General features: G+C 68.9%; 19 protein-coding genes and 2 tRNA genes. 18 read left to right on the top strand and 3 right to left on the bottom strand.

The window, feature by feature from the left end:
* The first annotated feature begins 2 nt into the window (after positions 1 to 2).
* Both HNQ52_RS01545 and HNQ52_RS01540 read left to right on the top strand, forming a co-directional pair.
* Entirely contained in the window at positions 3 to 953 is a 951-nt protein-coding gene (locus HNQ52_RS01545; protein ID WP_183959101.1) for a phosphate/phosphite/phosphonate ABC transporter substrate-binding protein, read from the top strand.
* Positions 950 to 3,067, top strand: coding sequence for a putative bifunctional diguanylate cyclase/phosphodiesterase (locus HNQ52_RS01540; protein WP_183959099.1), 2,118 nt, complete (start codon positions 950 to 952; stop codon positions 3,065 to 3,067). Before HNQ52_RS01545 ends, HNQ52_RS01540 begins: the two co-directional genes overlap by 4 nt.
* Here HNQ52_RS01540 and HNQ52_RS01535 read toward each other — a convergent pair.
* Positions 3,064 to 3,540 carry a DUF2721 domain-containing protein gene (locus HNQ52_RS01535; RefSeq protein WP_343059153.1) on the bottom strand — a complete coding sequence of 159 codons (477 nt, stop codon included), beginning with the start codon at positions 3,538 to 3,540 and terminating at the stop codon, positions 3,064 to 3,066. The two genes, HNQ52_RS01540 and HNQ52_RS01535, sit on opposite strands and share 4 nt — an antisense overlap.
* A 58-nt stretch (positions 3,541 to 3,598) precedes the next feature.
* Here HNQ52_RS01535 and orn point away from each other — a divergent pair, with 58 nt between their 5' ends.
* Positions 3,599 to 4,168 carry an oligoribonuclease gene (gene orn, locus HNQ52_RS01530; RefSeq protein ID WP_183959095.1) on the top strand — a complete coding sequence of 190 codons (570 nt, stop codon included), beginning with the start codon at positions 3,599 to 3,601 and terminating at the stop codon, positions 4,166 to 4,168.
* Positions 4,169 to 4,180: 12 nt separating this feature from the next.
* On the opposite strand, the gene HNQ52_RS01525 is transcribed toward orn, so the two are convergent.
* Entirely contained in the window at positions 4,181 to 5,053 is an 873-nt protein-coding gene (locus HNQ52_RS01525; RefSeq protein ID WP_183959093.1) for a mechanosensitive ion channel family protein, read from the bottom strand.
* A 79-nt stretch (positions 5,054 to 5,132) separates the two neighbouring features.
* Positions 5,133 to 7,505 carry a phosphoenolpyruvate synthase gene (ppsA, locus tag HNQ52_RS01520; protein WP_183959091.1) on the bottom strand — a complete coding sequence of 791 codons (2,373 nt, stop codon included), beginning with the start codon at positions 7,503 to 7,505 and terminating at the stop codon, positions 5,133 to 5,135.
* A gap of 184 nt (positions 7,506 to 7,689) precedes the next feature.
* Here ppsA and ppsR point away from each other — a divergent pair, with 184 nt between their 5' ends.
* From ppsR to HNQ52_RS01445, 15 genes are all read left to right on the top strand, one after another.
* Complete coding sequence (gene ppsR, locus HNQ52_RS01515) at positions 7,690 to 8,511, top strand: posphoenolpyruvate synthetase regulatory kinase/phosphorylase PpsR (RefSeq protein WP_183959089.1); 822 nt, start codon at positions 7,690 to 7,692, stop codon at positions 8,509 to 8,511.
* Positions 8,512 to 8,605: 94 nt separating this feature from the next.
* On the top strand, positions 8,606 to 9,100 hold the full coding sequence (locus HNQ52_RS01510; RefSeq protein WP_183959087.1) for a DUF1249 domain-containing protein: 495 nt from the start codon (positions 8,606 to 8,608) through the stop codon (positions 9,098 to 9,100).
* Positions 9,101 to 9,215: 115 nt separating this feature from the next.
* Positions 9,216 to 9,291 (top strand) — tRNA-Ala (locus tag HNQ52_RS01505).
* 82 nt (positions 9,292 to 9,373) lie between these two features.
* Positions 9,374 to 9,449: transfer RNA gene (locus HNQ52_RS01500), tRNA-Glu, on the top strand.
* A gap of 88 nt (positions 9,450 to 9,537) precedes the next feature.
* Positions 9,538 to 10,275 (top strand): beta-ketoacyl synthase chain length factor, encoded by a 738-nt coding sequence (locus HNQ52_RS01495; RefSeq protein ID WP_183959085.1) that lies wholly within the window; start codon positions 9,538 to 9,540, stop codon positions 10,273 to 10,275.
* The gene (locus tag HNQ52_RS01490) at positions 10,268 to 11,044 is read left to right on the top strand and encodes a lysophospholipid acyltransferase family protein (protein WP_183959083.1); all 777 of its coding nucleotides are present in this window, start codon (positions 10,268 to 10,270) and stop codon (positions 11,042 to 11,044) included. Before HNQ52_RS01495 ends, HNQ52_RS01490 begins: the two co-directional genes overlap by 8 nt.
* Entirely contained in the window at positions 11,031 to 11,291 is a 261-nt protein-coding gene (locus HNQ52_RS16995; RefSeq protein WP_183959081.1) for a phosphopantetheine-binding protein, read from the top strand. Before HNQ52_RS01490 ends, HNQ52_RS16995 begins: the two co-directional genes overlap by 14 nt.
* 47 nt (positions 11,292 to 11,338) lie before the next feature.
* Positions 11,339 to 11,590 (top strand): acyl carrier protein, encoded by a 252-nt coding sequence (locus HNQ52_RS01480; RefSeq protein WP_183959079.1) that lies wholly within the window; start codon positions 11,339 to 11,341, stop codon positions 11,588 to 11,590.
* Positions 11,587 to 12,159 (top strand): COG4648 family protein, encoded by a 573-nt coding sequence (locus tag HNQ52_RS01475; protein ID WP_183959077.1) that lies wholly within the window; start codon positions 11,587 to 11,589, stop codon positions 12,157 to 12,159. Before HNQ52_RS01480 ends, HNQ52_RS01475 begins: the two co-directional genes overlap by 4 nt.
* Positions 12,152 to 13,807, top strand: a complete 1,656-nt coding sequence (locus HNQ52_RS01470; protein WP_183959075.1) for an ApeI family dehydratase — start codon at positions 12,152 to 12,154, stop codon at positions 13,805 to 13,807. Before HNQ52_RS01475 ends, HNQ52_RS01470 begins: the two co-directional genes overlap by 8 nt.
* On the top strand, positions 13,804 to 14,547 hold the full coding sequence (locus tag HNQ52_RS01465; RefSeq protein WP_343059149.1) for a glycosyltransferase family 2 protein: 744 nt from the start codon (positions 13,804 to 13,806) through the stop codon (positions 14,545 to 14,547). The genes HNQ52_RS01470 and HNQ52_RS01465 overlap by 4 nt, the downstream gene beginning before the upstream one ends.
* Complete coding sequence (locus HNQ52_RS01460) at positions 14,544 to 15,491, top strand: lysophospholipid acyltransferase family protein (protein ID WP_183959073.1); 948 nt, start codon at positions 14,544 to 14,546, stop codon at positions 15,489 to 15,491. The genes HNQ52_RS01465 and HNQ52_RS01460 overlap by 4 nt, the downstream gene beginning before the upstream one ends.
* A complete protein-coding gene (locus tag HNQ52_RS01455; protein WP_183959071.1) occupies positions 15,475 to 17,022 on the top strand; it encodes an HAL/PAL/TAL family ammonia-lyase in 1,548 nt (515 codons plus the stop codon). The genes HNQ52_RS01460 and HNQ52_RS01455 overlap by 17 nt, the downstream gene beginning before the upstream one ends.
* Positions 17,012 to 17,434: an acyl-CoA thioesterase gene (locus HNQ52_RS01450; RefSeq protein WP_183959069.1), complete on the top strand. Its 423-nt coding sequence runs from the start codon at positions 17,012 to 17,014 to the stop codon at positions 17,432 to 17,434. Before HNQ52_RS01455 ends, HNQ52_RS01450 begins: the two co-directional genes overlap by 11 nt.
* Positions 17,431 to 18,045 (top strand): outer membrane lipoprotein carrier protein LolA, encoded by a 615-nt coding sequence (locus HNQ52_RS01445; protein WP_183959067.1) that lies wholly within the window; start codon positions 17,431 to 17,433, stop codon positions 18,043 to 18,045. The genes HNQ52_RS01450 and HNQ52_RS01445 overlap by 4 nt, the downstream gene beginning before the upstream one ends.
* Position 18,046 lies beyond the last annotated feature (1 nt).

The following is an 18,046-nucleotide window of genomic DNA, read 5'->3' as shown; positions in this document are numbered from 1 at the left end:
CAATGACGCCAACGCTGTTCCGCCTCGCGATGGTCGTGCTGTGGGCGTGCGCCATCGCCGCGCCCGCTGCGGCGCAGTCGTCGCTGCAGCCGCCGCCGCCGCCGGGCGAGCCCCAGAGCGTGCTCGTGCTCGGACGCATCAGCGACGATCCGAAGCAGCACTACGAAGCCTTGCGACCCCTGCTCGACTACGTGGTGCCGCGCATGCGCGGCGTGGGCATCCGCGAGGGCCGGATTCTCATGGCGCGCGACGCGCAGCAGATGATCAGCTACCTGCGCCGCCGGCGGGTGGACTGGATCACCGAAACCCCGGCCATGGCGGTCGACTACCGCAATCGCGCGGGCGCGCAGATCATGCTCGCCACCGAACGCGGTGGCGGCCTGCTGTATCACACCGTCTTCTTCGCGCGGCGCGACAGCGGCATCACCGGGTTGCGCGATCTCGCCGGCCATGCGATCGCGTTCCAGAATCCGTACTCCACCAGCTCCTATGTTTCGCCGGCGGCCGAGCTGATCGGCGCGGGCCTCGAACTCGACCTGCTGCTCTCGCCGATGGACAAGCCCGACCCGGGCCGCGTCGGCTACCTGTTCGCGCGCTCGGAATCGAACATTTCGACGTGGGTGCACAAGCGTCTGGTCGATGCGGGTGCCTTTTCCAACCTCGACTGGAACGACCTGAGCCGATTGCCGGAAAGCTTCCGCCAGGATCTCACCGTGATCCACGAAACCGCCCCCTATCCGCGCGCGGTGGAGGTGGTGCGCCCGGACATGGCCCCGGCCGTGCAGGCGCGGTTGCGGGACATTTTGCTGCAGGCCGCCGACGACCCGGCCGCGCGCGAACCGCTGCGCCGCTTCTTCGGCACCAGCCGGTTCGTGCCGCTCGACGAGGACGCCGAAGCCGCGCTGCGGCGCCTGCAGGCCGGCATGGTGGACGTGCGCCGGGAGCTCGAATGAAGCTGCGATTTGGATTGCAGGCGCGGTTTGTTCTCATCATCGGCATCGCGATGCTGCTCACGCTGGGCATCGGCGCGCTGGCCTGGCGTCTGCATGCGGCGAGCTTCGACGAGGTCGCCACGCTCAGCCGCGAGGCGATGAACGACGCCTCGCTGCAGGGCGTACGCAAGCGCGGCGAAGCCATGGCGCGCATGCTCTCCGACGCAATGGTGAATCCGCTCTACTACTTCGACCTGCAGACCGTCGGCAACATCGCGCGCTCGGCGATGCAGCAGCCGGACGTCGAATACGTGCTGGTGTTCGACCCCCACGGCGGCATTATCCACGACGGCTCGGGTGACATTCCGTCGTTCGGGCAACCGATGCAGGACGCGTTCGCGTGGGAGGCGATTGCCGCCAGCGCGCTGCACACGCAGGCGTCCGACACGCGCGTGGATGTGTCCAGCCCGATCTTCCTCGGCGACGAAAAGCTCGGCGGCGTGCGCGTCGGTCTGTCGCTCGCCGGTCCGCTCAAGCTGGAGCAGGAAGCGCAGTCGGTGCTGATGGAGCGTGCGCGCCAGGCGAGCGACCGCAGTCTCGGCGTGCTGGCGGTGCTGTTCGGCACGCTGATGCTGCTCGGCATGATCATGGCGTGGCTGGTGTCGCGTGGCCTGGTGCGGCCGATCCGACGCCTCGCGCACGCCGCGCAGCAGCTGGAGCGTGGCGACTATGCGCTGTCGCCGTTCGCCACGCGCCGCGCCGACGAGCTGGGCGAGCTCGAGCGTGCCTTCGCGCGCATGGGCGAGAGCGTGGGCCAGCACGACCGCCACATCCGCCGCATCGCCTACGGCGACGGTCTCACCGGCCTGCCGAACCGGCTCGCGTTCCGCGAGGTGCTCAACGAGCGCACGCAGATGGCGCAGAACTCGGGTGGCCGGCTGGCGCTGCTGTTCGTGGACCTCGACGATTTCAAGCGCATCAACGACACGCTGGGGCATGAAGCCGGCGACGAGGCCCTGGTGCAGTTCGCCGCGCGCATCAGCCAGTGCGTGCAGATGGCCACCGACACCGAACCGGAAGTGGCGCGTTTCGGCGGCGACGAATTCGTCGCCCTGATCGGTGGCGACAATCCGCGTGACGTGGCCGCGCAGGTCGCCGACGCGGTGCTCGCCGAGCTGCAGCGCCCGATCTCGCTGCGCGGCCGGCAGGTGTTCCTCGGCGCGTCTGTCGGCATCACGCTGTATCCGGACGACGCCAGCACCGCATCGATGTTGCTCAAGAACGGCGACATCGCCATGTACCAGGCCAAGATCGCGGGCAAGAACTGCTACCGCTTCTACAGCAAGGCGATGGACCAGGCCGTCGAGCGCCGCATGCAGCTGGAGGAAGACCTGCGCCGCGCGATGGAAAACGACGAACTGTCGGTGGTGTACCAGCCGATCTTCGAACTGTCGAGCGGACTGCTGGTCGGCGCCGAAGCCCTGCTGCGCTGGGAACATCCGGACAAGGGCTCGATACCGCCGGCCGTGTTCATCGACGTGGCCGAACAGACCGGCCAGATCGACGGTCTCGGCCGCCTCGTGCTGCAGCGCGCGTGCGCGCGTGCGGCGCGCTGGGAGCGCTCCGGCGAGGGCGAGGCGCCGTTCGTGTCGGTCAACGTCTCGGCGCGCCAGCTGCGTCTGGGCGACTTGCCGGAAATCGTCACCGCCGCGCTGCGCGAAAGCGGCCTGCCGCCGAACCGCCTGCATCTGGAACTGACCGAAACCGCCGTGCTTGGCGACGAGGTGCAGGCCAGCCTGCTGCTTGGCCGACTGCGTGCGATGGGCGTGAAGATCTGGCTCGACGATTTCGGCACCGGCTTCTCCGGTCTTTCGCATCTGCGCCGCGTGCCGGTGGACGGCGTGAAGATCGACCGCAGCTTCGTCGCCGACGTGCTGCGCGACCCGGACGACCTCGCCCTCACCACCGCCATCATCGCGATGGCGCACTCGCTCTCGATCACCGTGGTGGCCGAGGGCGTGGAGAGCGAAGGCCAGTACGCGGTCCTGCGCGAACGCGGCTGCGACCAGGCGCAGGGCTATTGGCTCGGTCGTCCGATGCCGGCCGCCGAACTCGAGCGCCGCATGAAGGCCTAACCTGTGCGGCCGCCGCGGTCGCGATCGAGCTGTTCGTCGAGTTCCCGATCGAGCATCTTCACCGCCAGCCGTACCTCGCGTCCCATGCAGACCGAGGCCGCGAACATCAGCAGCACGCCGAGCACGGCGAGCACCGTCGGGAGCAGGTCGAGGCGATAGCCGGTGAGTCCGTTGACGGCGATCGCAAGGCTGGTGCCGACGAAGGCACTCATCGAGGCGTACAGCAGGCGCAACGACGTCAGCACCAGGCTGGAACGGCGCCGGTGCACGGCCACCTGCGCTTCGAGCCTGATCCGTTCGGAGCCGGCGTCCATCGCCTTCATGCGGGCCAGGTCCTCGCGCATGCGGTCGACCACGCGCGCCAGCCGGCCGTTCGACGAGGCCAGCAGCGACGCGGTGGCGGTGAGGAAAAACGCGGGCGCGATCATCGCCGAGACGACGGCAATGTGGGCGGAGTCGGGCAGCGGCGGCACGGCGGAAGGCTCGCGGAGGGTTGCAGTATGATGCCAAGTCCCCGCAGGCACGTCTCGCATGAATTCAACCGCACACGACGACCACCTGATCTGGATCGATCTGGAAATGACCGGGCTCGATCCCGACACCGATTCGATCATCGAGATCGCGACCCTGGTGACCGACAAGGATCTCAATCTGCTCGCCGAAGGCCCGGAGCTGGCGATCCGCCATCCGCTCGAACGCCTGCAGGTGATGGACGAGTGGAACCGCACCACGCACACCAAGTCCGGCCTGTGGCAACGCGTGCTCGGGTCCACCGTCGACATGGCCACCGCCGAGCAGGCCACGCTCGACTTCCTCGCCGCGTGGGTGCCGGCCGGAAAGTCGCCGATCTGCGGCAATTCGATCTGCCAGGATCGCCGCTTCCTGCACCGCTGCATGCCGCGGCTGGAGCGTTACTTCCATTACCGCAATCTCGATGTCTCCACGGTCAAGGAACTCGCGCGGCGCTGGGCTCCGGACGTGGCGAAGGCGCTGACCAAGTCCTCGGCCCATACCGCGCTGAGCGACATCCGCGATTCCGTGGCGGAGTTGCGCCACTACCGCCAGTTCATGGGGCGCCTGGGCGGCCATCCCGCCGCCTGACGCGCCGCCGCCTCAGTCCGCGGGCAGCCCGCGCTCGGCGGTGGCGCGCTGATCCGCGTCGCCGCCGTGGTGGTAGACGTGCAGGTCGCGCTGCGGGAACGGAATCGAGATCTTCTCGCGGTCGAACGCCTTCTTGATCTTCTCCAGCAGATCGCATTTCACCGCGAACCAGTCGCCGTTGAGCACGCGGCAGCGGATGCCCAGGTCGACGCTGCTCTCGCCGAGCGCGTAGACCAGCACGTCCGGCGCAGGCTCGGGCAGGATGCGCTCGTCGGCCTGCATGATCGACAGCGCCGTCGCGCGTGCGGCGTCGATGTCGTCGCCATACCCAATGCCGATCACCAGTTCCACCCGCCGCTGGGTGTCGGGCGTGCGATTGATGATCGAATCGCTGGTGATGAGGCTGTTGGGCAGCACGATGGTCTGGTTGTCCGGGCCGCGCAACACGGTCTGGAAGATGCTCACCGACTCCACCGCGCCGGTTTCCCCGGCAATCGTCACCACGTTGCCGACGCGGAACGGCTTGAGCGTCACCAGCATCACGCCCGAGGCGATGTTGGACAGCGAATCCTTGAGCGCAAGGCCGATGGCGAGGCCGGCCGCGCCGAGCACCGCGATCATCGAGGTCATCGGCACGCCGAGCACCTGCAGCACCGCCAGCAGCATCACTACCAGCAGCAGGATGTAGGCGGTCTTGCGCAGGAACTGCACGGCCGTGGTTTCGACCTGCGCGCGGGTCAGCCCGCGCTCGGCCAGCGTGGCGATCCAGCGCGCGATGCGCAGGCCCACAAGCAGCACGATCGCCGCGCCGAGCAGGCGCGTGCCCCAGAGCATGCCGAGCGTGGTCCAGTCGATGCCGCGCGCGGCGTTGATCCAGTTGTCCATCGGTGTTACCTCCGTGTCGGTCGGACGCGGAACCGGAGGCGGCACGGAAAACGATGCCGGGGCGGTGCCCGGCGCAACGCTAGCCCGCCTTCAGTTTCGCAAGTCGCAGCCAGGTATCGATCACCGTGTCGGGATTGAGCGACACCGATTCGATTCCCTGCTGCATGAGCCACTCGGCAAGATCCGGGTGGTCGCTCGGGCCCTGGCCGCAGATGCCGATGTACTTGCCCTTCGCCTTCGCCGTGGCGATCGCCATCGACAGCAGCTTCTTCACTGCCGCATCGCGCTCGTCGAACAGGTGCGCGACGATGCCCGAATCGCGGTCCAGACCCAGCGTGAGCTGGGTCAGGTCGTTGGAGCCGATCGAGAAGCCGTCGAACAGATCGAGGAACTCGTCCGCCAGCAGCGCGTTCGACGGCACCTCGCACATCATGATGAGCTTGAGGCCGTTTTCGCCCTGCTTGAGGCCGTTCGCGGCCAGCGTCTCGATCACGGCGCGGCCTTCGTCCAGCGTGCGCACGAACGGAATCATGACCCAGCAGTTGGTCAGCCCCATCGTGTCGCGCACCTTCTTCACCGCGCGGCATTCGAGTGCGAAGCAGTCGCGGAACTCGGGGTGCACATACCGCGAGGCGCCGCGGAATCCGATCATCGGATTCTCCTCGTGCGGCTCGTATTGCTTGCCGCCGACAAGATTCGCGTATTCGTTCGACTTGAAATCCGACAGGCGCACGATCACCGCATGCGGCGCGAACGCCGCCGTGAGCGTGGCGATGCCTTCGGCGAGGCGGTCGACGTAGTAGCTCACCGGATCGGCATAGCCGGCCATCAGCGTGTCGATCTGCTCCTTCACGTCGGCCGGCTGCCTGGCGTAGTCGAGCAGCGCGCGCGGATGCACGCCGATCTGGCGCGCGATGACGAATTCCAGGCGCGCAAGGCCGATGCCCTGGTGCGGCAGCTGCGCGAAATCGAAGGCGCGCTCGGGGTTGCCGACGTTCATCATGATCTTGAGCGGCGCCGGCGGCATGTTCTGCAGGTCGGTGGTGACGACCTCGAAGTCGAGCTTGCCGGCGTAGATGAAGCCGGTGTCGCCCTCGGCGCACGACACGGTCACCTCGCTGCCATCCTCGATCGTGCTCATCGCGTCGCCGGTGCCGACGACCGCCGGCACGCCGAGTTCGCGCGCGATGATCGCGGCATGGCAGGTACGGCCGCCGCGGTTGGTGACGATGGCGGCGGCGCGTTTCATGATCGGCTCCCAGTCGGGATCGGTCATGTCCGCGATCAGCACGTCGCCGGGCTGGAATTTCGCCATTTCCTTCAGCGAGCGCACCACGCGCGCAACGCCCGCGCCGATCTTCTGTCCGATGGCGCGCCCTTCGCTCAGCACCGTTCCGCGTGTGGCCAGGTTGTAGCGTTCGATCTGCTGCGCACGGGTGCGCGACTTTACCGTTTCCGGGCGTGCCTGCACGATGAAGAGCTTGCCGCTGTGGCCGTCCTTCGCCCATTCGATGTCCATGGGGCGACCGTAGTGGGCCTCGATGACCAGCGCCTGGCGCGACAGTTCCTCGACGTCGGCATCGGTGATCGAAAAGCTGCGCTGCAGCGCGAGCGGCGTGTCCTCGTTGCGCACGCGTTCGCCGGGCGCGTCGGAGTACACCATGCGGATCTGCTTGGAGCCGAGCTGGCGACGCAGGATCGCGGGCTTTCCCGCCTTCAGCGTGGGTTTGTAGACGTAGAACTCGTCCGGATTCACCGCGCCCTGCACGACGTTTTCGCCGAGGCCGTAGCTCGAGGTGACGAAGACCACGTCGCGGAAGCCCGACTCGGTGTCGAGCGTGAACAGCACGCCCGAGGCGCCGATGTCCGAACGCACCATCAGCTGCACGCCGGCCGAGAGGAACACGTCCTCGTGCCTGAAGCCGTGGTGCACCCGATACGCAATGGCGCGGTCGTTGTAGAGCGATGCGAAGACTTCCTTCACCTTGCGCACCACGTCGTCGGCGCCGGTGACGTTGAGGAAGGTTTCCTGCTGGCCGGCGAAGCTCGCATCGGGCAGATCCTCGGCCGTCGCCGACGAACGCACGGCCACGGCCACGTCGCCACCGCCGTTGTCGCTGCAGAGTTTTGTGTAGCCGTCGCGGATGGCCTGGTCCAATGCCGGCTGCAGCGGCGCCTCGATGACCCAGCCGCGGATTTCGCCGCCGGCGGCTACGAGTGCATCGACGTCTTCGACGTCGAGCGTCGCGAGCCGGTCGAAGATGCGCTGCGAGAGATTGTTGTGCGCGATGAATTCGCGGAAGGCGTCGGCCGTGGTGGCGTAACCGCCGGGCACCGACACGCCGAGCCTGGCCAGGTTGCCGATCATCTCGCCGAGCGAGGAATTCTTGCCGCCGACCTGGTTCAGGTCCGTGAGGCGAAGTTCATGCAGCCACAGCACGTGTGAGGTCACTCGGCGACTCCGATCGGGTGGGCAAGGCGTGCGGCAGGATTGACGCAGCGCAATATTGTGGCGGGGGTGGGGGTGCGAGACAAGGTTGCGCGCCGCGCGCGGGCCCGTGCATCGCATCCGGCGCTGTGCCGCGCCCCGAAACGCGGCAGAATCGACGCTGTCGCCGACACACACCGGGAACCGCATGACTCCGCGTCGCCAGGTCTTCTACATCTCCGACGGCACGGGCATCACCGCCGAAACCATCGGCCACAGCGTGCTCACCCAGTTCCCCGATCTTGTCTTCGATTCGCACCGCATCCCGTTCGTCGACAGTCCGGACAAGGCCGTGGCCGCCGCGCAGCGCATGCGCGACGTGGCACAGGGCACCGGGCTGCGGCCGATCGTCATCAACACCGTCGTCGATGGCGAGCTCACCGCGCTGCTCGCGCAGAGCGGTGCCCTGATGCTCGACGTGTTCGCCGCCTTCATCGGGCCGCTGGAGGACGAACTGGGCACGCAGCGGCAGCCGAAGGTGGGCATCGCGCACGGGCTGGTGGATTTTGCGCAGTACGAGGCGCGCATCAACGCAACCAACTACGCGCTCACGCACGACGACGGCGTGGACGTGAATTACGACGGCGCCGACGTGATCCTCGTGGGCGTGTCGCGTTCGGGCAAGACGCCGACCTGCCTGTACATGGCCTTGAACTTCGGCGTGAGCGCCGCCAACTATCCGCTCACCGAGGAAGAACTCGACAGTGCCGAACTGCCGCGTCGCCTCAAGCCCTACCGCAAGAAGCTCTTCGGTCTCACCATCGATCCGGTGCGCCTGCAGCAGGTGCGGCAGGCACGTCGCCCGGGCAGCCGCTATGCAACGCTGGAGGTGTGCCGGCGCGAAGTCGCGGCGGCGGAAACGCTGTTCCGCCAGGAGCACCTGCAGTCGCTCAGTACGACCAATACATCGATCGAGGAAATCGCGAGCAAGGTGCTGTCCGCGCTCGGGATCGAGAAGCACATGTTCTGATCCCGCGCGGTGTGCCGCCGCATGCGTCCGGGCCGAAGAATGCCAACCTGCGCGCCGGTCCGGCGCGTCCGAAACAGGATGCTAAGATCGAATCATGACGCTTGCGCTGCCCGCCACCGCCCGTGTGTTCCGCCCCAGCCGCTTCGGTTTCCTGATGGGCCTGTACGCGGAAAACTTCGATCGGCTCGAACGCATGTTCGCGCCCGCCGGGCTCACCGCAGCGCGCTACCGCTCGAGCGTGGACGACGGACTGGACCTGAGCATCGACGTGCTCGAACGCCACCCGTACACGACCGAGCTGCGCCTGACGTATGCGCTGCGCGATCCGCTGACCGGCGAGCCCGATCCCTCGGCGTTCGTGCGCCACTACCGCGATGCGCGGCTGGTGGAGGTGACGCACTGCTATGTCGGCCGGCGCTGGCAGGACGTGCTCGGCATGCATCCGTCCGCGGCCACGCTGCTCGGCCATCGTCTGCGGATGAACTCATTCCTCAGCAAGTGGCTGCAGTTCCTCGCCGATCAGGGCCATTCGGCCTTCACGCTGCAGCCGGCGGCACTGCCGGCCACATCGGTGCCGATGCCCGCATGATGTGCGGCGGGGCGTCGGGCGGGCGGAATCGGTGCGGGGAGCGGACGAATGATTGCGCACGATGCGCTTGACGACCTCCGCAGCGCTCGTTATGATTTTCGTCTTGCCGGCGCCTGGGGCTATAGCTCAGCTGGGAGAGCGCCACAATGGCATTGTGGAGGTCATCGGTTCGATCCCGATTAGCTCCACCAGTCCCGGCAATGAGTACCGCGTCACCGCAGCATCACAAGCACGAAGAAGAAGCTGCACACAACATGCTCCACCCGAAGTTCTGTCCCCATCGTCTAGAGGCCTAGGACATTACCCTTTCACGGTAGCGACCGGGGTTCGAATCCCCGTGGGGACGCCATCAAGACAAACCCGGCTCCGGCCGGGTTTTGTTTGTCCGGGGTCCGGAGCCGATGCTGCTGACACCGACTGTGGAGGACGGCCGGGGCATGATCCAATTCGATCTGATCGACTGGGCGGCCTGCGCGCCGGGGCTTGCGACACGCGATGCGTGGCGCGCCTGGGCGGTGTCTGCGTTCCTGCCCGCCGGCGACGAGACGCCGGCGCTGGCCGAGTTGCCGCCGATGATGCGTCGACGCATCGATCGCCTCGGCCGGGTCGCGATCCAAGCCCTCGCGTGGTGTCGCGACGCCGATGCGACGGGCGTGCCGGTGGTGTTCGCGTCGCGCCACGGCGATGTGGCGCGCTCGCAGCAGCTGCTCGAAACACTGGCGGCGGACGCGTCGTTGTCGCCGGCCGGCTTCGGTCTCTCCGTGCACAACGCCATCGCCGCGCTGTACTCGCTGGCGTACGCCGAACGCGGCAACTACACCGCGCTGGCGGCCGGCATCGACAGCGCCGAAGCCGCGGCGGTCGAGGCTGCGGGTCTGCTGGGCGACGGTGCCCCGCAGGTTCTGCTGGTGGTGTACGACGCGGTGATCCCGGCGGTGCATGCCGATTTCCTCGACGAGCCCGATCCCTGCTACGCCTGGGCCTGGCGCATCGCCCCGGCCGGCAGCGGCGGGACGCGCCTGTCGCTCGACACGACGATGGAGGATGCGCCGCCGCCGCCGCACGCGCCGCGCCTTCCGCACGGTCTGGACGTGCTGCGATTCGTGCTGTCGGGCGACGCGCAGCTGCAGCACCGCGGCGCAACCGGCACCTGGCGCTGGCGCCGCGATGCGTGAGGCGCTCGACCGCGCCTGGCGGGTGGTCGGCACCGGGCTGAGCTTTGCGGTGTTCGGCCTGGGAGGACTGGTGCTGCGGCTGCTGGTGTTTCCGGTGCTCACCCTGTGGGTGCGCGATCCGGCGCGCCGCCGCGCGGCCGTGCGCCGCACGGTGCAGCGCAGCTTCGCCGGATTCGTCGAACTGATGCGCGTGCTCGGCGTTTTGCGTTACCAGATCCACGGTCGCGAGCGCTTGCAGCGCGAAGGCCTGCTCATCCTCGCCAACCATCCCACGCTGATCGACGTCGTGTTCCTAATCGCGCAGATTCCCAATGCCGACTGCATCGTCAAATCCGCGTTGCTGCGCAACCCGTTCATGCGCGGGCCGGTCACCGCGGCCGGCTACGTCTTCAACGACAACGGGCCCGGCCTGGTCGAGGACTGCATCGCGGCGGTGCGGCGGGGCGGCAATCTCGTGATCTTTCCCGAGGGCACCCGCACGCGCCGCGGGCAATCGCTCAAATTGCAGCGTGGCGCCGCGCACGTGGCGCTGCGCGGCGCGCTCGACATCACCCCGGTGCGCATTTCCTGCACGCCGATGACCTTGGGAAAAGGCGAGAAATGGTATCGTGTCCCGCCGCGCCGGGTGCTGTTCTCGATGCACGTGGACGAGGACATACCGATCGCCGGATTCCTCGCCGATGCCCAGGGCGAGGCGGTGGCCGCGCGCCGGCTCACCGACCATCTGGCGGACCATTTTTCGAGGGAGGCACCGCGTGGTTGCACTTGAACACGAGATCAAGCAGCTCATCGTCAGCGCGCTGGCGCTGGAGGACATCGCGCCGGACGACATCCAGACCGACGCGCCGCTGTTCGTGGAGGGGCTCGGCCTGGATTCGATCGATGCGCTGGAGCTGGGTCTGGCGCTGCAGAAGCGCTACGGCGTGAGCCTGTCGGCCGATTCGCAGGAAACGCGGCAGCACTTCGCCAGCGTGCAGACGCTCGCGGCCTTCGTCGCAAGCCAGCGCAAACAATGACGGGGCACGCGCCAGCGGCCGGACGACTGCAGCAGGGACCATCGGGCATGACCAAACAGGAACTCTTCGAGCGGATCGTCGCGATCCTGCACCAGCACTTCGAGATCGATCCGGCGCGCATCACGCCCGAAGCCTCGCTGCGCGACGACCTGGACATCGACAGCATCGACGCGGTGGACCTCATCGTGCAGCTCAAGCCGCTGCTCGGCAGTAGCCTGCAGCCCGACGCGTTCAAGTCGGTCCGCACGGTGCAGGACATCGTCGATGCGACCTACGGCCTCGCGCGCAGCGCGGCTTGAATCCTGCGGCCGGACAGCGCTGGCGGCGTCCGGGTGCCCTCGTGCTGGCGGGACTGACGCTCGCCTATCCGCTGATCGTCTACCTCGGCCTGCAGCGCTTCGAACCGCGCATGCTGGCGGTGGTGCTGTTCCTCATCGCCGCCACGCGCGCGCTCGCGACGCCGCAGCCGATCTGGCTCGCGGCCGCGGCCGGCATCGGCCTGCTCGCGCTCGTGGCGACGCTGGGCAATGCGGTGCTGCCGCTCAAGCTGTATCCGGTGCTGGTCAATGCGGTGCTGTGCGCGGTGTTCCTCGTGAGCCTGTGGCGGCCGCCGAGCGCGATCGAGCGCCTGGCGCGCCTGCGCGAACCGGACCTGCCGCCGCGCGCGGTGCGCTACACCCGCCGCGTGACGTGGGTGTGGGCGGGATTCTTCGTGTTGAACGGATCGATCGCGCTGACCACGGCGTTGTGGGCGTCGGACGCGGTCTGGTCGCTGTACAACGGACTTGTGGCGTACGCGTTGATCGGGCTTGTGTTCGGCATCGAATGGCTGGTGCGGCAACGCGTGCGGGCGCTGCCGGATGAGTGACTGGTTGCCGCTGCGCGAGGTGGCGCTGCGTGCGCGCGCGTCCGCCGGTCCGGAGGCGCGCCACGCGCGGTTCCGCGCGCGCGCGGGCGTCTGGCATGCGGCGTTCGCGGCGCAGACCGGCACGCACTGGGCGCTGCATTGCGATGATGTGCTGGAGTTCGCCGCCGCGCTGTTCGGCGCCTGGCATGCGGGCAAGACCGTGTGGTTGCCGGGCGATGCGCTGCCGCAGACACGCGCGGCGCTGCAGCCGCAGGTGGCCGGGTTCGCAGGCGATGCGCCGGGCGATCTCGCGCCGGCGCCGGACGCTCTCGATGCAGCGCTGCCCGGCGATCCGCTCGACGAGGACGCCACGCGGCTCGTGGTGTTCACCTCCGGAACGAGCGGCGAGGCGAGCGCAATTCCCAAGCGGCTCGCGCAGCTCGCGCGCGAAGTCGAATCGCTGGAAGCGACCTTCGGCGCGCGTCTGGGTGCGGCACCGGTGCATGCCACGGTGTCGCACCAGCACATCTACGGCCTGCTGTTCCGCGTGCTGTGGCCGCTCGCGGCCGGGCGCGAGATCGTGCCGCGCCGGGTGCTGTTCCACGAGGACATGTTCGCGGCGCTGCAGCGGGCGCCCGGCGTGCTGGTCAGCAGCCCCGCGCACCTCAAGCGCCTGCCCGAGGGACTGGACTGGCCGCGCCTGCGTGGCTGCGTGGGCGCGGTGTTCTCGTCCGGCGGCGCCTTGCCCGACGAGGCGGCGCGCGACGTGCAGGCCCGCTTCGGCCAGGCACCGATCGAGATCTACGGCAGCAGCGAAACCGGCGGCGTGGCGTGGCGTGGCGACGGCGGTGCATGGCAGGCCCTGCCGCACGTCGAGTGGCGCGTGCGCGATGCGCGGCTGGAGGTGCGATCGCCGCATCTGCACGACACGGACTGGTTCGCCACCGAAGATCGTGCGCAAGCCGACGCGACCGGCTTCCGTCTGCTCGGGCGCGCGGACCGGATCGTCAAGATCGAGGAACGCCGCGTCTCGCTGACCGCGCTCGAGCGCGCGCTGCGCGACACCGGCTGGTTGCAGGAGGCGCGTGTGCTGCTGCTCGACGGCGCGCGCAGCGTGCTCGGTGCGGTCTGCGTGCCCGCGGCGGAGGGCAGGGCGCGGCTGGGCCGCAGCGGCAAGGCCGAGGTGTGCCGGGCGCTGCGCGCCGTGCTCGCGCGCGGGCACGATCCGGTCGCATTGCCGCGCCGCTGGCGGTTCGTCGACGCGCTGCCCGTCAATGCCCAGGGAAAAACCACCGACCGCGACCTGCTGGCCCTGTTCCGTCCGCACGCGCCGACCCCGCGCTGGCTGCGGCGCGATGCGGTCCACGCCGCACTCGAGTTCAACACCACGCCGGATCTGCTGGTGTTCGATGGGCACTTCCCTGCGGCGCCGGTGTTGCCGGGCGTGGTGCAGGTGGACTGGGCGGTGCGCTGGGCGCGGGAGGCCTTCGCGCTGCCGCCGGACTTCGTCCGCATGGAGGCGATCAAGTTCCAGCGCATCGTCGGCGCGAGCCAGCGCGTGCGGCTCTCGCTCGACTGGTCGGCCGAGCGCGGCACGCTCACGTTCGCGTTCCGCTCGGAGTCCGGGCCGCATGCGAGCGGACGCCTCGTGTTCGGCGGCGCGGCGTGAGCGCCGCGTTCTCGCCCGTGGTGGTGATCCCGGTGTTCGATCACGAACACGCGGTCGGTGCGATGGTGCGCGGCGTGCGTGCGCACGGCGTGCCGTGCCTGCTGGTCGACGACGGGTCCGGCCCGGCGTGCGCCGCCGTGCTCGACGGGCTTGCGCGCGGCGATGCGCAGGTCACGCTGCTGCGCCTGCGGCCGAACGCGGGCAAGGGCGCTGCGGTGATGGCGGGGCTGCGCGAAGCCGGCCGGCGCGGCCACAGCCACGCGGTGCAGATCGACGCCGACGGTCAGCACGCCACCGACGACATACCGGCCTTCCTGGCGCGCGCCGCGCAACACCCGGACGCGGTGATCTGCGGTTGTCCGGTGTACGACGCAAGCGTGCCCAAGGCACGGCTCGTCGGCCGCTATGCCACGCACATCTGGGTGTGGATCAACACCCTGTCCTTCGCGATCCGCGATTCGATGTGCGGCTTCCGCGTGTATCCGCTCGGACCCACGCTGCGCCTGATCGACGAGGAATACATCGGCCGGCGCATGGATTTCGACAGCGAGATCCTGGTGCGGCTCGCCTGGCGCGGGATCGCCGTGGTGAACCTGCCGACGCCGGTCACCTACCCGTCGGACGGTGTGTCGCACTTCGATGTGCTGCGCGACAACGTGCGCATCACCGCAATGCACACGCGCCTGTTCTTCGGCATGCTGCGGCGCCTGCCGACCCTATTGCGGCGCAGGTTCGCATGACGGCGCAGGCGCGGCACTGGTCGCAGATCGGCGAGGCGACGTCGGTGAGCGGCATCTGGTTCCTGTACGGGGTGCATCGCGTGCTCGGCCGCTGGCCGTTCCGCGTGTGCCTGGCGCCGGTGGTGCTGTACTACTGGCTGCGGCACGGGCTGGCGCGGCGCGCATCGCTGCAGTACCTGCAACGCGTGGAGGCCAGCACCGGCGCACTCGGCCACGTGCCGCGCCTGCGTCACACGCTGCGGCACCTCTTCGGCTTCGCCGACACCATGCTCGACAAGCTGCTCGCCACGGCGGGACGCTACCCGATGGACAGGGTGCGTTTCGAGGGGCGCGAGGCGATGCACGCGCAGCTGGTCGGCGGCCGCGGCGCGCTGATCCTGACCGCGCACATCGGGTGCCTGGAGCTGTGCCAGGTGCTCGCACGCTACCACCGCGATTTCCGCGTCAACGCGCTGATCCACACCGCGCACGCCGAACGCTACAACCGCATCATCCGCAGGCTCGATCCCGAGTCGCGCATCACCCTGATCCAGGTGACCGAGATTTCGCCTGCCACCGCGATGATGCTCGCGGAAAAGATCGCCGCCGGCGAGTTCGTCGCGATCGCGGGCGACCGCGTGCCGGTGCGCGGCGGACGCGTGGCACGCGCCGAGTTCCTCGGGCATTCCGCGCCGTTTCCCGTGGGGCCGTACGTGCTCGCGAGCGTGCTGGAATGCCCGGTGTACACCATGTCCTGCACGCATGCGCACGACGGCTACACCGTGCGTTTTGCGCCGTTTTGCGAACGCATCGCGCTCGTGCGGCGCGAGCGCGAGGCCGAATTCGCGCGCCAGGCGGCGAATTTCGCCCGCTGGCTGCAGACGCGTCTTGCCGAGGCGCCCTACGATTGGTTCAACTTCTTTCCCTTCTGGGACCAGGCTTCCGACGATGTCCGACATTCCTGATCCGCCGCTGGTCTTCGGTGCGGCGCCGCTGTGCATCGAGGATGTCGTGGCGCTCGCGCGCGGCACGCGCAGCGCCGCGCTCGACCCGACGCCGACGTTCCGCACAAGGATCGCGAAAGGCGCCGAATTCCTCGATCGCCTGCTGCGCGAGGATGGCGTGATCTACGGCGTGACCACCGGCTACGGCGATTCGTGCACGGTCAACATTCCACCGGCGCTGGTGGCCGAGCTGCCGCAGCATCTGTACACCTACCACGGCTGCGGGCTCGGGCGTTTCCTCGATCCGGACGAAACGCGCGCGGTGCTCGCGGCGCGGCTTGCATCGCTGGTGCGCGGCATGTCCGGCGTCAGCATGGCGCTGCTGGAAGGCCTCGCCGCACTGCTGCGGCACGACGTGCTGCCGCTGATCCCGGCCGAAGGCTCGGTGGGTGCCAGCGGCGATCTGACGCCGCTGTCGTACGTGGCCGCCGTGCTGTGCGGCGAGCGCGACGTGCTGTTCCGCGGCGCGCGGCGACCCGCAGCCGAGGTGTTGCGCGAACTCGGACTCGTCCCGCTGCGCCTGCGCCCGAAGGAAGGTCTGGCAATCATGAACGGCACCGCCGTGATGACCGGACTGGCCTGCCTTGCGTGGGTGCGTGCGGACTATCTCGCGCGCCTTGCCACGCGCCTGACCGCGTACAACCAGGTGATCGCGGACGGCAACGCGCACCATTTCGACGAGGTGCTATTTGCCGCCAAGCCGCATCCGGGGCAGCTGCAGGTCGCCGCGCGGCTGCGCTCGGATCTTGCCAGCGATCGCCCGCCGCGCAACGAGCAGCGCTTGCAGGATCGCTACTCGCTGCGCTGCGCGCCGCACGTGATCGGTGTGCTGCAGGACGCATTGCCGTTTCTGCGCGGCCTGATCGAAACCGAGCTCAACAGCGCCAACGACAACCCGCTGATCGATCCCGAACGCGAGCAGGTGCTGCACGGCGGACACTTCTACGGCGGCCACATCGCATTCGCGATGGACAGCCTCAAGAACCTGGTGGCCAACGTCGCAGACCTGCTCGACCGGCAACTGGCGATCATCGTCGATGCGCGCTACAACCACGGCCTGCCGGCGAACCTGTCCGGCGCCGCGGGTGCGCGCGCGGCGGTCAACCACGGCCTGAAGGCGCTGCAGATCAGCGTATCGGCGTGGACCGCCGAGGCACTGAAGGGCACGCTGCCGGCATCGGTGTTCTCGCGCTCCACCGAATGCCACAACCAGGACAAGGTCAGCATGGGCACCATCGCCGCGCGCGACGCGCTGCGCGTGATCGAACTGACCGAGCAGGTGGCCGCGGCGATGCTGATCGCGGCGCGGCAGGGACTGGCGTTGCGGCGGCGGATCGATGCCGGCGCGCGCCTGGGCGGCGAGGCCGAGGCGATGCTCGGCGATCTGGAGACACGCATCGCGTTCGTCGATGAGGACCGCGCGCTCGACGTGGACCTGCGCATGCTCGTCGACGACATCCGCGCCCCGCGCTGGAGCCTGTATGCCGACTGAGAACCGACTGCGCGGCGAGATCGAGCTCGAGCCTGCGTTCCACGATCTGGATCCGATGGACATCGTCTGGCACGGCCGCTACGCGCAGTACCTCGAACTTGCGCGCTGCGCGCTGCTGCGCCGGTTCGACTACGACTACCCGCAGATGGCGGCGTCCGGCTTCGGCTGGCCCGTGGTCGACATGCGCCTGCGCTACGTGCGCCCGCTGCGCTACGGGCAACGCGTGCGCGTGATCGCCACCATCGTGGAGTGGGAGAACCGCCTGAAGATCGACTACGAAGTGCGCGACGCGGCCAGCGGCGAGCGCCTGACGCGTGGGTACACGGTGCAGGTGGCGGTGGAGATCGCGACCGGGGAGATGCGTTACGTGTGCCCCGAGGTGTTGTGGCAGCGTCTGGGGGTGACGCCATGATCGCGCGGCTGCTCGCGGCGGGTGCGGCGCTGTTGCTCGCATGCGGCGCGCACGCGCAGGACCGCCTCGATGCGATCCGCGAACGCCTGGCGCAGCAGACGCTGCTGCGCGGCGAGTTCAGCCAGGAGAAACGGCTGGCCGGTTTCCGCAATCCGCTGCGTTCGAGCGGGCGGTTCGTGCTGGCGCGCAAGCGCGGCATCGTTTGGGACACGCTGCAGCCGTTTGCATCCTCGATGGTGGTGACGGCCGATCGCATCCGCAGTCGTCTGCCCGACGGCAGTGCGCGGGTCGAGGTCGACGTCGCGCAGCAGCCCGCGCTCGGCGCGGTCAACGCGACGCTGTTCGCGCTGTTTGCCGGCGAGCTGGCGGTGCTGTCCGAGCGGTTCGACATCGAGCCTGCCGTCGTCGACGGGGCGCGCTGGACGCTGGGACTCACGCCGAAGGCTGGCGGCCTCGCCGAGGTGTTCGTGCGGGTCGATCTGGAAGGCGATGCGTACGTGCGCGAGGTGCGCATCGAGGAACGCGGCGGCGACATCACGCGGATCGCGTTCGACGCCTTGCGCACGACGCCGGCCGAACTCAGCGAAGCCGAGGCGCGCGCCTTTGACTGAG

The sequence above is a fragment of the Chiayiivirga flava genome (assembly GCF_014202825.1).
GTDB classification, from domain to species: Bacteria; Pseudomonadota; Gammaproteobacteria; order Xanthomonadales; family Xanthomonadaceae; genus Chiayiivirga; species Chiayiivirga flava.
This window is presented reverse-complemented; position numbering and strand designations above follow the sequence as displayed.